At 71.0% G+C, this 13,340-nt stretch carries 9 protein-coding genes and 1 pseudogene; 6 read left to right on the plus strand and 4 right to left on the minus strand.

The window, feature by feature from the left end; genetic code table 11:
• Positions 1 to 47: 47 nt before the first annotated feature.
• The 3 genes from ACZ5SK_RS30355 to ACZ5SK_RS30365 all read right to left on the minus strand — a co-directional run bounded on the left by ACZ5SK_RS30355 (position 48) and on the right by ACZ5SK_RS30365 (position 5,852).
• Positions 48 to 2,558 (minus strand): beta-galactosidase, encoded by a 2,511-nt coding sequence (locus ACZ5SK_RS30355; protein WP_468576729.1) that lies wholly within the window; start codon positions 2,556 to 2,558, stop codon positions 48 to 50.
• Entirely contained in the window at positions 2,558 to 4,396 is a 1,839-nt protein-coding gene (locus ACZ5SK_RS30360; RefSeq protein ID WP_468576730.1) for a glycoside hydrolase family 35 protein, read from the minus strand. Before ACZ5SK_RS30360 ends, ACZ5SK_RS30355 begins: the two co-directional genes overlap by 1 nt.
• Before the next feature lie 268 nt (positions 4,397 to 4,664).
• Positions 4,665 to 5,852 (minus strand): MFS transporter, encoded by a 1,188-nt coding sequence (locus tag ACZ5SK_RS30365; protein ID WP_468576731.1) that lies wholly within the window; start codon positions 5,850 to 5,852, stop codon positions 4,665 to 4,667.
• A gap of 211 nt (positions 5,853 to 6,063) precedes the next feature.
• On the opposite strand from ACZ5SK_RS30365, the gene ACZ5SK_RS30370 reads away from it, so the two are divergent.
• Complete coding sequence (locus ACZ5SK_RS30370) at positions 6,064 to 7,980, plus strand: SMI1/KNR4 family protein (protein ID WP_468157648.1); 1,917 nt, start codon at positions 6,064 to 6,066, stop codon at positions 7,978 to 7,980.
• Positions 7,981 to 8,081: 101 nt separating this feature from the next.
• Positions 8,082 to 9,503: an acyltransferase family protein gene (locus ACZ5SK_RS30375; RefSeq protein WP_468157647.1), complete on the plus strand. Its 1,422-nt coding sequence runs from the start codon at positions 8,082 to 8,084 to the stop codon at positions 9,501 to 9,503.
• Between the two features lie 180 nt (positions 9,504 to 9,683).
• On the opposite strand, the pseudogene ACZ5SK_RS30380 reads toward ACZ5SK_RS30375, so the two are convergent.
• Positions 9,684 to 10,448, minus strand: a pseudogene (locus ACZ5SK_RS30380) (Ku protein); the annotation flags it as partial.
• A 322-nt stretch (positions 10,449 to 10,770) separates the two neighbouring features.
• Here ACZ5SK_RS30380 and ACZ5SK_RS30385 point away from each other — a divergent pair.
• From ACZ5SK_RS30385 to ACZ5SK_RS30400, 4 genes are all read left to right on the plus strand, one after another.
• Positions 10,771 to 11,595, plus strand: a complete 825-nt coding sequence (locus ACZ5SK_RS30385) for an SDR family oxidoreductase (RefSeq protein WP_334577289.1) — start codon at positions 10,771 to 10,773, stop codon at positions 11,593 to 11,595.
• An 82-nt stretch (positions 11,596 to 11,677) separates the two neighbouring features.
• Positions 11,678 to 11,860: an SDR family NAD(P)-dependent oxidoreductase gene (locus ACZ5SK_RS30390; RefSeq protein ID WP_334577290.1), complete on the plus strand. Its 183-nt coding sequence runs from the start codon at positions 11,678 to 11,680 to the stop codon at positions 11,858 to 11,860.
• Between the two features lie 5 nt (positions 11,861 to 11,865).
• Positions 11,866 to 12,024 (plus strand): hypothetical protein, encoded by a 159-nt coding sequence (locus ACZ5SK_RS30395; RefSeq protein ID WP_334577291.1) that lies wholly within the window; start codon positions 11,866 to 11,868, stop codon positions 12,022 to 12,024.
• 265 nt (positions 12,025 to 12,289) lie between these two features.
• Positions 12,290 to 13,327, plus strand: coding sequence for a type 1 glutamine amidotransferase family protein (locus ACZ5SK_RS30400; RefSeq protein ID WP_334577292.1), 1,038 nt, complete (start codon positions 12,290 to 12,292; stop codon positions 13,325 to 13,327).
• Positions 13,328 to 13,340 lie beyond the last annotated feature (13 nt).

A 13,340-nucleotide genomic window follows, 5' to 3' on the forward strand; every position in this document is an offset into this window, starting at 1 on the left:
TAGGCCGAGGCGAGAGAAGGGAGGGGTGGGGAGAGGAGCGGCGGGGGTCAGGTTTGGGTGAGTGTCCAGCTTCGGCGGGTCAGCCACTCCGCGCGGCGCAGTTCCGCCGTACCGGGTGCGGGGGCCTCCCCCGGGACGTACACCTTCGCCTTGGGGGCGAAGGGCAGCACCTTCACCAGTAGGGGTTTTCCGGGTGGGAGTCGGTCCAGGGCGATGTCCCACGGGGCGTCCGTGAAGAACTGGTCGGCCACCAGCGTCTCCCCCACATACGCGCGTGCCACGTCTCCCGCCCAGTGCAGGCGCAGCAACGTGCCCTTCGGGACGGTCGGCGGCAGATCCACGCGGTACACCGCCGCTACGTCGTCGTAGTGCTCGTCGGTCGGGGCGCTCGCCCGGTTCAGCGGGCCGGTTCGAGGCGTGGGGGGTGGGCCGGGCGGGCGGAGGAGGGTGAGGGTGGGGGTGGGGGTGGGGGTGGGGGTGGGGTCCTGGAGTCGGGCGGGGTTGTTTTCCGGGTGGAGGGGGTCGACGGGGTGGAGCGTGTAGCGGGTCAGGGGTCCGTTCCGGCTCTCGTGCAGTGTCGCTCCGTGCGCCTTGGGCGGGCGGGGTGGGGCGGGTAGGACGGAGAGGGAGATCGTGGGGATGAGTGTGGTGGTGCTTGCGCGGGTGTGGAGGCGTAGCTCGTTGCGGTGCTTGTCGAAGATCACGCCGTCCGGGCACAGGACCAGGCGCTGGGCTCCCCAGGCCTCGCCCTTGTAGGCGGTGCGGGCCGTCGCCGCGTCCAGGATCAGGAGGGAGACCCGGTCGCCGGCCGTCGTCTCCGTCCTGACCAGGCCGTCGACGATGGATGTGGCGGTGGTGGTGGGCTGGAGGCCGGTGATCAGGGTGCGGTCGGCCTCCGTCCAGATGGAACCCGCTCCGGTGACGCGCCGTACCGTCCTCGCGTCCAGGGCCAGTTCGGGGGCGATGCCGTCCGTCGCGGCCAGGACCAGGACCGTGCCGCCGTCGTCGTCCTCGACCGTGCACACCGGCTGGGCGGTGGCCCAGTCGATGCGCAGGCCCGCCACCTCCAGACGCAGGGGCCAGCAGAAGTAGGCGCCCGCCGGGACGATGACGGGGGTGCTGGGGAGGGCGAGCGGCGGGGCCTCGGGGAAAGCGACCGTGAAGGTCGTGTTCGGGTGGTCCGGGAGTGGTTCGTGCGGCTGGTGGTTGGTGACGAAGAGGAAACCCGAGGCCCGGCCGTCGCTTCGGACCGCCCAGCGCAGGGTGTCGCGGTCGTGCTGGCCTCGCGGCGCGTCGTCCGGCAGCACCGACCGCATGGGGGCGATCACCTGGCCGAAGTCCGCCAACATCAGGTGCTGGAGGCGGAGTTCGTCGTAGGACGGCCGGTACTGGCCGTACTCGCCGAGTGGGGCCTGGAAGTCGTACGTGAGGACGGGGAGGTCGTTGGGGTAGGCGGTGGCGTGGGACTCCTGGAGGGGCGTCAGGGTTCCGGTGGGATTGGTGCCGCCGTGGAACATGTAGTAGCCCTGCCAGACCGAGCCGCAGCCGATCTTCGTGAGGCCGAGGGCGCCGATGTCCGCGGCGTCGACACGCGGGCGGCGGTGGTAGGCGACCGCCATGCCGCCGCCCAACTCGCAGGTGGCCCAGGGAAATCGGTCCACGTGCGACGACGGGTCCGCGCCGCGTACGGTCGTCGGGCGGAGGTCGGCGTCGATGCCCTCGTCGTCACGCTGGTGGGTGAAGAAGAAGTGCTTGCGGCAGGTGTCGGGCCAGCCGCCGTCGGCCTCGGTCCAGAAGGCCTCCGGGTAGCCGCCGTAGAGCGGGAGCAGTTCGTCTTCGGGGAGGTGGACTCCGCCCCAGGCGGTCGAGGTCCACAGGGGTGCGGTGAGGCCCGTCTCCTGAGCCATGCGTTTCAGGGTCAGGAGGTGGGCGGGCCGGTCGTAGAGCTCGTTCTCGATCTGGATCGCGATGATCGGGCCGCCGTTCGCCCGGTCGAGGCCGTGGAGTTGAGCGGCGATGGCTTCAAACCAGGGGCGTACGGCGGACAGATAGGCCGGGTCGTCCGTGCGGGGGGCCGCCGTACGGGCCAGCACCCAGTCGGGGAGGCCGCCGTTGCGGACCTCGGCGTGGGACCACGGGCCGATGCGGGGGACGAAGTCGAGACCGTGGCGGGCGCAGAGCTGGACGAAGCGGCGTAGGTCGAGGCTGCGGGCGGGGTCGAAGCTGATGCCGTTCTCTGTCTCCTGGTGGTGGATCCAGATGATGTACGAGGCTACGGCCGTGATGCCGGCCGCCTTCATCTTGAGGAGTTCCTCCTCCCAGTCCGCCGCGGGGTAGCGGGAGTAGTGGAACTCGCCCGAGACGGGGAACCAGGGGCGGCCGCCTCGGGTCAGCCAGCGGCTGGTCACCTCGATGGGGTCGGGGGTGGTGGGGGCGTCGGTGAAGGGGAGGTGGTTGCGGAGGGGGGGTGCGGAGGGGGTGGGGACGTTGGTGGTGTGGGTGGGGGTGTGGGTGGGGGCTTGGGGCGGGGGTGGTGTGGGGTGCGCAGGTGTGGTCATCAGTGCTGCTTCGGGCCGAGGTCGGGGGTGTCGGTGAGGTGGGCCTCGGGGGTGGTGGTGCCGTGGAGCTCAAGGAGAACCAGGTCGTTGGCGCCGGGGCGGAGGACGGGGGCGGGGACGTAGAGGGTGCGCTGGGGGCCGCGGTTCCAGTAGCGGCCCAGGTGGAAGCCGTTGATCCAGGCCTGGCCCTTGGTCCAGCCGGGGAGGGAGAGGAAGGTGTCGGCGGGGGTCCTCACCTCGAACTGGCCGTGGTGGAAGGTGGGTTGGGCTGCCGCTGCCGCTGCCGCCGCCGTCGCCGTCGCCGTCGGGGTGGGGGTGGGGGTTGTGGCTGTGGGGGGTTGTGTGAGGGGCAGGGGGTGGCAGTCCCAGGTCTGGAGGGGGGTGCCTGCGTAGGTGACCGGGCCCAGCAGGCCCTTGGGGGTGCCTATGCGGGGGCCGTAGTTGACCCGGCCCATGTTCTCCACCAGGACGTCGAGGACGGCGCCGGGGCGGGGGACGTGGACGGGGAGCGTCTCGTCGTAGCGCTCGCGTTCCAGGACGCCTACGGGGGCGCCGTCCAGGAAGACCTGGGCTCGGTCGCCCACTCCCCCGGTGAAGTGGAGGAGGCCGGCGCCCTCGTCCGGGACGGTGGTGCGGTACAGGACGTATCCGGCTCGCTCTCCCAGGTCGTCGGCGGTGAGGGGGTCCTTGGACCGTACGGGGGGTGTGAGATGGGAGAAGAGGGGGGTCCTGTTCGTCAACTGGACTGTGGTGAGCGGGAGTTTGGGGGCAGGGGCCGGTACCGGCTCGGCGGGGAGTTTCGTGTGGCGGGCGAGCACCTCGCGGAAGGCGTGGTACTTCGGGCCCGGGTCGCCGCTCTCGGTGAGCGGGGCGTCATAGTCGTAGGAGGTGACGGTGGGGGCGTAGGCGTGGTGGTGGTTGGCGCCGTTGGTGTAACCGAAGTTGGTGCCGCCGTGGAACATGTAAATGTTGACGGAGGCGCCTGCGGAGAGGAGTCGGTCCAGGTCGGCCGCGGCCTGGTCGGCGTCCCGGCCGTGGTGCGGGCCGCCCCAGTGGTCGAACCAGCCGATCCAGAACTCCGCGCACATGAGGGGGCCTTGGGGCTGTGCCTCGCGGAGGCGGGCCAGGGACTCGTCGACGCGGCTGCCGAAGGTGCCCGTGGCCAGGACGCCGGGGAGGGTGCCGTTCTTGAGGTGATCGCCGTCGGTCTGGTCGCAGGTGAAGAGGAGTTCCTCGATGCCGCGGGAGCGGAAGGCCTGCTCGATGTGCTTGAGGTAGGCGGGGTCGTCACCGTAGGCGCCGTACTCGTTCTCCACCTGTACGGCGATGACGGGGCCGCCGGATGCCGCCATGTACGGCAGGAGTGGGGGGAGTAGGAGGTCGAGGTAGCGGTCGATCACGGCGGTGAAGCGGGGGTCGCTGGTGCGCAGGCGGAGGCCTGTGTCGGGGGCGGGGGTGGGGTTGGGGTTGGTGACGGGGGTGGGGGGCGTGTCGGGGGTGGGGGTGGTGGTGAGCCAGTGGGGGAGGCCGCCGCCGTCCCACTCGGCGCAGATGAAGGGGCCTGGGCGGAGGAGGACGTGCAGGCCCTCTGCGGCGGCCAGGCGGAGGAAGCGGGGCAGGTCGAGGAGGCCGTCCAGGGCCAGGGTGTCGGGGTCTGGCTGGTGGAGGTTCCAGGGGATGTACGTCTCCACCGTGTTCAGGCCCATCAGGCGGGCCTTGTGGAGTCGGTCGGCCCACTGGTCGGGGTGGACGCGGAAGTAGTGCAGGGCGCCGGAGAGGATGCGGAACGGTTCGCCGTGGAGGAGGAAGCCGTCGGATGTGGTGGTGAGGGCGGGCATGCGGGTCCCTTCGGTCGGGGCGAGCGGGCTGGGGTGGGGTGGGGGGTGAGTGGAGTGGGGGTCGGCGCCGGCGTGGTGGGTGGGGTCGGGGTCGTGGCGGTGCGGCGAGCCCGTCGCGTGTTGGGCGTACTGCTGCCTGTTGGGACGGTGGGGTTGGCTGTGACGGGCTAAGCGACGGGCTGCGCCGCACCGCCACGACCCGCTCCCGGCCGTCGGCGGCCGCGGGTGCGTCGGGATTCCCTCTCCGCCGCCGCGGAGACTGCTGGGCTCAGCGGGGTGTTTTGCTTGTTGCTCTGATCAGCCAGAGGGTGGCTGCCAGGCAGGCGGCCGAGACCGCGGCCAGGAGGATGGGGACGGTTCTTACGCCGGACCACTCGATGGCCTTGCCCAGTGCTGGGCCCGCTGTGACACCGCCCAGCATGGACGCGGCGATCACCAGGGCGCCGGCGTAAGGGGCGGTCCGGTTGAGCCAGGACAGGCCGGTGGGGAAGATCGGGGCGATGAAAAGGCCTACGCCGGCGTAGGCGTAGGGGGCCAGGTTCGGTACGGCGGCCAGCAGGAGGCAGGCGGTCATGCCGGCGCAGGAGACGGTGATGATGGCCTGCGGGGAGAAGCGGAGGGCGATCGGGGCGACCAGGAAGCGGCCCACGGTCATCATCAGCCAGTAGACGCTGGTGGCGGTGGCGGCCGTGCCCGCGGCGTAACCGACGGTCTCCAGGTGGGTCGGTTCCCAGCCGCCTACGCCTGCCTCGATGCCCACGTGCAGGACGTAGAGGGTGACGAAGACCGCGAGGACGGTGGTGAGGCTGCGGTGGACGGGGGTGGGGTGGGCGTCGTGGGGTGGGGGGTTGGGGGTGTGGTCGCGTACGCCTCTCAGGCAGAGGAGGAGGGGGAGGTTGGCGAGGGCGAAGGCCAGGAAGAGAGTGGGGTAGTGCTCGGCGCCGACCACGCCGATCAGGGCCGGGCCGAGGATCGCGCCGATGCCGAAGTGGGCGTTGAGGATGTTGAGCATCGCGGTGGAACGGTGGCCGAAGCCGATGGAGAAGAGCTGGTTGAGGCCGTAGTCGATGCCGCCGAAGCCGAGGCCCGCGAGGAGGGCCGCGGCGAGGGCGAGGGGCCAGTTCGGCGCGAGCGCGAAGCCTGCGGCGCCGGCTGCCATCAGGAGGAACGAGGTGGCGAGGATCCGTCGGTTGCTCGTACGGCCGTAGCGGCGGTCGAAGAGGAGGACGCCGGCGACTCCGCCCACGAAGTGGGCGCTCAGGCCGAGGCCCGCTGCGGAGGGTGAGAGGTCGAACTCCTGGCGCAGGGCCGGGATCGCCGGGCCGTAGAGGGCCTGGAGCGCGCCGATGAGTACGAAGCCGGCGCAGGAGGCGGCTACGGCGGGAGTGGTGAAGACGGGAGTGGTGTCGGGCGGGGTCGCCGCGGGGGTGCGCTGTGCCGTGGCGTGGTCGCTCACGCGAACTCCAGAAGCGGACGGCCCACTGCGGTGTGGGGTGGTGTGATGCTCCGACGAATATTGATGTTACCGGTAACATTAGGGGCGTCAAGGGCAGGAGCGTCGACAGGACGCGCGGGAGTAATTCCGGGCGGGCTCGGGGATTTGGGGCTCGGCATGCGATCGTCGCTCGTGCCGGGGCGTTGTCAGTGGTGGGTGCCAGCATGAGGGCATGGTCGAAACGGGTGGGTTCGCGTGGCGTGACTTTCTGGTGCGGTGGAGTGGGGAGTGGGCGGATGCGGGTGAGGATGAGCAGTCGCCCGGGGAGCGGGACTCGGTGCCTCGGCGGGAGCGGTGGCTGGGGTTCGAGGGGGCCGGCGAGGCGCGGATCGTCGCGGCGGAGGAGCGGCTCGGGGTCCGGCTGCCGCCGTCGTACCGGGCGTTTCTGGAGGTGAGCGACGGGTGGCGGCACGCCGGCGGGTTTGTGTACGTGCTCGCCGGGACCGAACAGGTGCGCTGGCACGAGGACGCCTCGGGACTCGGTCAGGAGTTCCGGGGCGAGTTGGACGAGAACTCCACTCCGGAGGAGGTGCTGGAGGCGGGGGTCTGGGAGCGGGGTCTGCAGCTGCAGGTGGAGTCCGACGCGATGTACGTGCTGATGGATCCCGGGGACACGGACGAGGCGGGTGAGTGGGCCGTCCGGGTGTGGGCCGGCTGGCGCGCGGCTCCGCCCGAACGGTTCGGTTCCTTCCTGGAGTTCATGGAGGCGATGCACCAGGAGTTCCACAGTCTGCAGTCGCACCGGCTGGGTGCGGCGTTCGTCAACGACACGACCCGGGCGCTGGACGCCGCCGTCGAGGAGGCGCGGCTGGATGCCCTGCGCGGGCGGTACGAGCGGGCGGAAGCGGTGCTGGAGAAGGCTGCGGCCTACGGCAGACCGCGAGCCCGTGCGCTGTACGACCAGATACGGCGGCTGTCGGGACACAATTACGCGGTCGGTTTCTGGCCGCTCCCCACGGACCCGGTGTACGCGCCCGAGTTCCTGCCCGTGCTCGCCGCCGAACACGTGCGCGACAGGAGGGAGGACCGCGCCTGGCGCATGCGGCTGGCGGGTGCGGACGACGCCGTGCGGGAACTGGCCGATGCCGTGCTGCGGGAGGTGCGGGAGAGGACGTATCTGTACACCGCCGACGGGGAGTTCGGGCGAGCCCTCGACCAGGCTCGGGAGCAGGCGCGGTGGGGGCTTACCGACGAGGCGTGGCGCATCGTGCGGAAGGCTCTGCCGCAGTGGCGGCCGCGGGGGCCCGAGCAGCTCGCGCCGGTCGGGCTCCTCGCCGATCCGTTCCTGGGGCCGGTGTGCGATGTCCGTGAGCGGGGGCTGGAGTTGCTGGCGACTCCGCGCGCCGGGGAGACGGGGGACGCGCCGGTGCCGGCGGGCGACATCGATCCGCCCGGGCTGGCGTGGCTGGCCGAGGCGGACAGTGGCGGGGGTGGCGTGCAGGAGGGGTATCGGTTCCTGCTCGTGGAAGGGGTGCGGCCGGACGAGTTGCCTGAGCTGGTGGGGGCGGAGGGCGCTCGTGAACTGCGGGGGCCGGAGAGCCGGTTCGAGGCGGTGTTCGGGGCGCATCGGCGTCGTGGCCAGGACTCGGCGTCCTGGGAGGACCGGGCGATCACCGCGGTGGGCCTGGCCGGGGCCGACTGGAGTTTCGCCTTCGACGGTCAGCCGCCTTTGTTCAACGGTCAGCGGTTCGTGTCACCGGCGGTCGTCGCCTCGCGTGGCGGGCGGAAGGGGGGTCGGGCGCTGGTGGTGTGGAAGTCGGCGGGGGCTTCGCTCCGGCGGCCGGACGTCTTTCATCTGTCCCTCGCGCAGGACGGCGAGGAGCGGTACTCGTTCACCGTCCGAGGGGACGAGGTGGCGGAACGGCATGGGGACATACCCGACTCGCTCGATCCCGATCGCTGGTTCGGCGGCGGCGCGGGTGAAGGGGGGCTTCTGGACGCCGTCGCGGGCGAGTTCGGGGTGCGGCTGCCTCGGTTCGCGCTGACCCGGGGGCCTGCGTACACACTCACCACCCTGTCGTGGACGCGCCCCCCAGAGCCCGGCGAAGCGATCCTCGTCATGCGCCGGACACGGCCCGGGGCCAAGTAGCGAACGAAAGCACGCGGGGGTGGTGTCGGCTCGGGCACGGGTTGGTTGCGACAAGGGCTTTTCGGCGCAAGGGGGTTGGGGGACGCGGCAGCATGCGGCGCATGGGGAGAGACCGGTACGTCGACTTTCTGCGGGCCTGGGCGATTCTGCTCGTGGTGCTCGGCCACTGGGTGATCACCGGGCTGGTCCGGCATCCGGACGGTGAGATCGGCGCACCGGAGTTGCTGGCGACAGTGCCCTGGACGCAGTGGCTGACCCTGGGCTTTCAGATCATGCCGTTGTTCTTCCTGGCCGGCGGGTATGCGGCCGGCGGGTCCTGGTCCCGGGCGCGGGCCGGTGGGGCGTCCGTCGCGGGGTGGGTGGGGCAGCGGGCCGTACGACTGCTGTTGCCCACGGCCGTGTACAGCGGGCTCGTGCTGCTCGCCGTCGGAGTATGCGCCGGTCTCGGCGTGGATCGCGGCACCCTCGCGCTGGTGGGGTGGGCGCTGGCCATGCAGTTCTGGTTCCTGCCGGTGTATCTGCTGCTCAGCGCCCTGACGCCGCTGATGTACGCGCTTCACGAGCGGTGGGGCGTTCGGGTGCCGGTGGGGACGGGGGTCGTTGCGCTCGGGGTCAGTGCGCTTGTCGCGGCCGCCGGGGCGTCGTCCCGTACGGGAGGCGTGGAGGCAGTGGGTGCGCTCAACTATCTGCTGGTGTGGGGGGTGGTGTACCAGCTGGGGTTCTGCTGGCGGGACGGGGGGTGGGGCGGCGGGACGCGGACGCCGGCGCGGAAGCGGACGCGGACGCGGACGCGGACTGTGGCTTTCGCCATGGCGGTGGGGGGTGGGGTCGGATTCGCCGCGCTGGTCGGGCCTGGGCCGTTTCCCGTCAGCCTGATCCTGGTGACCGGGCAGGAGTTGAGCAACACCAATCCGCCGTCGGCCGCCATGCTGGCGTGGGCCGTCGCTCAGGTCGGGGTGGCCCTTGCGGTCGCGCCCGTGGCGCGGCGGGTGTTGGAGCGGGCTCGGGTGGCGCGGGCGGTGCGGGTGGTGGGGGCCGGCAGCATGGCCCTCTACCTGTGGCACATGGTGCCCGTGCTGATCGTCGCCGCCGCCTTCTACCTGACCGGCCTCGCTCCCCAACCCGGGTACGGGTCGGCCGGCTGGTGGGCGCTGCGGGTGCCGTGGGTGGTGGTGCTGGGCGTCGTGCTGGTGGGGGTGCTGCGGGCTTTGCGGCCGTTGGAGCGGAGGGTGACTGCCGTGGGCGTCCGGGTGCTGCCCGACGCGGGGCTTCGGGGGGCGGCGGCCTGGCGGATGTGGGTCGGGCTCGGCGTGAGCGTCTGGTCGCTGACCTATTTCGCCGGGCACGGGTTCGCTTATGGCGGCGAGTTTCCCGTCTGGGCAGCCGTGGGACTGGGGGTGGGCACGGGCTTGCTGCTCGTCGGGCCGTCCCGGCGGGGCGGGGAAGGCGGCGGATCCGACGACGGGGGTCCGGCGGGCGCAGGAGTTCGCGGAGGGGGCGCGGGTTTGGGAAAGGCTGCCTGAGGCCTGCGATCAGTCGTGAACTGAGATGAGTCGTGAACGGGGAGCCGGGGAGCCGGGGAGGCTGGGAAAGCCGGGGAGGCTGGGGAGCCGGGGAGGCTGGGAAAGCCGGGGAGGCTGGGGAGCCGGGGAGGCTGGGAAAGCTGGTGAGCTGGGGAGCTGGGGAGGGCGTGGTTTGGTTGGTCAGGCTGTGCGTTTGGCGGACGTTGTCTTTTTCGTCGGGCTCTTCGTCGCTGGGGTCTTCTTCGCCGTTGTCTTGTGGGCCGTTGTCTTCTTCGCTGCGGTCTTCTTGGCCGTGCTCTTCGCCGCCGTCGTCTTCTTCTTCGCTGTCGACTTCCTCGGTGCCGCCGTCGCCTTCTTCGCCGTCGACGTCGACTTCTTGCCGCCCGTCTGCTTGGGGGCCGTGCGGGTCGACTTGCGTTGCGGTAGGCGTCTGACCTCCGCCTCTCCCCCTTCCTCTGCCTCTTCTTCCGCCTCTTCCGCCTCTTCCGCCTCTTCCGGCTCCGCCGCTTCTTCCGGCTCCGCCGTGGGGTGCGCTTCCTCGCCGCGCGATTCCTTCGCCGCTCTGACGCTCTTCTCCAGGGCGGCCATCAGGTCCAGCACCTTGCCGCTGGACGGCGCGGCCGGGACCTCGCGGGGGGTCTCGCCGGCCGCCTTCGCCGCCACGACCTCCTCCACCGCTTCGCGGTACTCGTCGTGCAGGTCCTCCAGGTCGACCTCGCCGAGGGTGTCCATGAGGGCGTCCGCGAGGTCCAACTTCTTGTCGCGGACAGTGACGGAGGTGTCCGGGGCGACGCCCTCCGGCGCGCGGACCTCGTCCGGCCAGAGCAGACCGTGCATGGCGATCGCGTCGCCGACCACGCGGAGCATCCCGAGGCGCTCGCGGCCGCGCAGGGCGTACTTCGCGATCGCCACCTTGTTGCTGCGTTTCAGAGCCTCCCTGAGTACTGGTGATCCTGGTTATCCATAGCTGCGGAATGGGCCGCCGGTCGGTCCCTCTGCCAGGGACGGTCGAGGCCAGGCACGAGCAGCTATCGGTCGAGGTCACGACGGTCGTCCGTACATAGCGGCGCGGTGCGGGAGTGCATCTTGATCATCCTCTGCACCACACGCGAACCCTGCAGTCAGGGGCGGAGCAGCAGAGCAAACCGGACTGCGGGCCGCTACCGCGCCTGCCTCCCAGCGAAAGCGGGACGTTCATCCCGTATAGTTAATCGGGATAGCCATCCCGCTTACGGGTGGCCGCCCATACCCACAGGAGGTTCACGTCATGAGCAAGGTCTGGTTCATCACCGGTTCGTCGCGCGGCTTCGGCCGCGAGTTCGCCCTCGCCGCCCTGGAGCGCGGCGACCAGGTCGCGGCCACCGCCCGCAACACCGAAACGCTGGCCGACCTGGTCGCCGCCCACGGCGAGGCGATCCTTCCGCTGACCCTGGACGTGACGGACAAGACCGCCGCCGCCGAGGCCGTCCGGCGGGCACACGCACACTTCGGCCGCCTGGACGTCGTCGTCAACAACGCCGGCTACGGTCTGTTCGGCGCCGTCGAGGAACTGACCGAGCGGCAGGTCCGCGACCAGATGGAGACCAACTTCTTCGGCGCCCTGTGGGTGACCCAGGCCGCGCTGCCCCTGCTGCGCGAGCAGGGCAGCGGCCACATCGTGCAGATCTCCACCATCGGCGGCGTGACCACCTACCCCAGCCTCGGTGGCTACCACGCCTCCAAGTGGGCCCTGGAAGGACTGACCGAGGCCCTCGCCAAGGAAGTCGCCGCATTCAGCATCAAGGTCACCCTGGTCGAGCCCGGCGGCTTCGCCACAGACTGGGCAGGCGCCTCCGCCAGCTTCGCCGAGCAGCTGCCCGTCTACGACGGGTTGCGCGCGGCCCTGGCCGAGGGCTGGCGCGACGTGAAGCTCGGCGACCCCACCGCGGTCGGACCGGCACTTCTGAAGATCGTCGACGCCGACGTCCCGCCCCTGCGCGTCTTCTTCGGCACCGACGGACTGGACATGATCCCCCACGTCTACGCCGAGCGCCTGAAGACCTGGCAGGACTGGGCCGACGTCTCCGCCCTGTCCCAGGGCAACCCGGCCTGAACCGAGCGGCGGCACGCGACTGGCCGTGAACCCTTACCGGTAGGGCACACCAGTCACAGCGGGGGCAGCGGCACGCGTCGCCATGCGCGAGCAGGCCGGTCAGCTGGAGACCAACGTGTTCGGCGTCGTCCACGTCACGCAGGCGGTACTGCCCGTCCTGCGTGCGCAGGGCAGCGGCCACATCGTCCAGATCTCCTCTTCAAGAACTCGTCGGTCTTCACCGCGCACGGCCAGGACACCTACGACCCCCTGCACGCGTCGCTGACCGAGATGAGCGCCGCAGCCCAGATGCTTGTCGACGCCGAGGAGCCGCCGCTGCGCGTGCTCTTCGGTGAGCAGCCCACGCAGTGGGTACCCGCGGTGTACCAGCAGCGCCTGGAGACCTGGGCCGAGTGGGCGCACGTGTCCAAGGCCGCGGAAGGCAAGTAGAGAACTTCCGGCCCTCGGGCCATGACACGCCCACTCCACGGCGTGCACCCGTACCGCCGGCGCCTGAGAGCGCCTGAGCGGCACACCCGCCCGGGCCCCCTCACCGGGACGCGGCAGGTCCTTCTCCAGCGAAGCACCTTCGGATGCCTCTCGGCCGGCGGCCCGGGCAACTCGTCCCATACGACCAACAGCAGCGCAACCCAGGAGCGGGCCGACCGGGCCCACCCGTCCCACGCCACCGAGGCGCACTGAAGGAGCCCCCGCCATGCCCACCACCAAGCGTCGCGCACTGATCATCATCTCGTCCGGCCGCCAGCTGCCGCTGATCGAGCCGGCCGTGGTCAAGTCGATCTCGACCGGGTTCTTCCTGGTCGAGATGGCTCAGGTGCTCAAAGAGTTCGAGAACGACTACGAGTTCACCTTCGCCACCCCCGACGGCAACGCCCCGCAACTCGACATCAACGGCATGGCCCTGTCCGTGCACTCCATCGAGAAGACCGGCTCCAGGACCCTCCCCCTGCGCATGCAGCAGCGCCGCCGCTCGTTCGACGTCAACAGCTTCCGGCAGCGCCACCCCGAGCTGGTCGCCCGCCGCGAGCAGGAAGTCCGGCTGCTGGAGCGGCACATCGGCCGGATCCCGGTCTCCGAACTACTGCCCAACAGCGAACCGGAGCTCGCCGAGTACCGCCCTGAACTGATCCGCCGCCTCGACAAGCTGCCCGAGGCCACCTTCGACTCGCTGCAGGAACTCGTCCAGCGCCACCGCGACCCGGCCGATGCATTCACCTTCGCCGACTTCGACTTCATCCACACCCCCGGCGGTCACGCCCCCATGGTCGACTTCCGCGACAACCCATGGCTCGGCGAGACCCTCCACGTGGCCCGGGAGAACGACGTCACCATCTCGCTGATCTGCCACGCGCCCATCGCGGTGACCTCCACCCGACTGCGCATCGACGCGCAGGGCGCCGCCTACTCCGTGAAGGACAACCCGTTCCTCGCCGCCACCATCTCGACCGTCCCCAAGATCGGCGAGCGGTTCGCACTGCGGTTCCTCTACCCGCGCGTCCCGGGCAAGTCGACCCGACTGCCCTACTTCGTCGACGTGGCCATCAAGGAAGCCGGCTTCACCGTCGCGTCCTCCCCCAACATCTCCGCCCCGAAATTGGCCTACGAGCCGTCCGTGCGCCTGCTCACCGGCAACGGCCCACAGGCCATCGACCAGCAGACCGCAAAACTCCGCAGCATCCTCACCCACAGCCCCGCTGCCCGCCGGACCAGCGGCAGGCACACGAGCGCGTAGCCACGAGAGCCGG

Source organism: Streptomyces sp. NPDC031474 (genome assembly GCF_055581185.1).

Coding starts and splice junctions, on each gene's coding strand:
- ACZ5SK_RS30390 (WP_334577290.1), top strand. CDS start 11,678: ATGCGCGAGCAGGCCGGTCAGCTGGAGACCAACGTGTTCGGCGTCGTC.
- ACZ5SK_RS30370 (WP_468157648.1), top strand. CDS start 6,064: ATGGTCGAAACGGGTGGGTTCGCGTGGCGTGACTTTCTGGTGCGGTGG.
- ACZ5SK_RS30395 (WP_334577291.1), top strand. CDS start 11,866: ATGAGCGCCGCAGCCCAGATGCTTGTCGACGCCGAGGAGCCGCCGCTG.
- ACZ5SK_RS30400 (WP_334577292.1), top strand. CDS start 12,290: ATGCCCACCACCAAGCGTCGCGCACTGATCATCATCTCGTCCGGCCGC.
- ACZ5SK_RS30375 (WP_468157647.1), top strand. CDS start 8,082: ATGGGGAGAGACCGGTACGTCGACTTTCTGCGGGCCTGGGCGATTCTG.
- ACZ5SK_RS30360 (WP_468576730.1), bottom strand. CDS start 4,396: ATGCCCGCCCTCACCACCACATCCGACGGCTTCCTCCTCCACGGCGAA.
- ACZ5SK_RS30385 (WP_334577289.1), top strand. CDS start 10,771: ATGAGCAAGGTCTGGTTCATCACCGGTTCGTCGCGCGGCTTCGGCCGC.
- ACZ5SK_RS30355 (WP_468576729.1), bottom strand. CDS start 2,558: ATGACCACACCTGCGCACCCCACACCACCCCCGCCCCAAGCCCCCACC.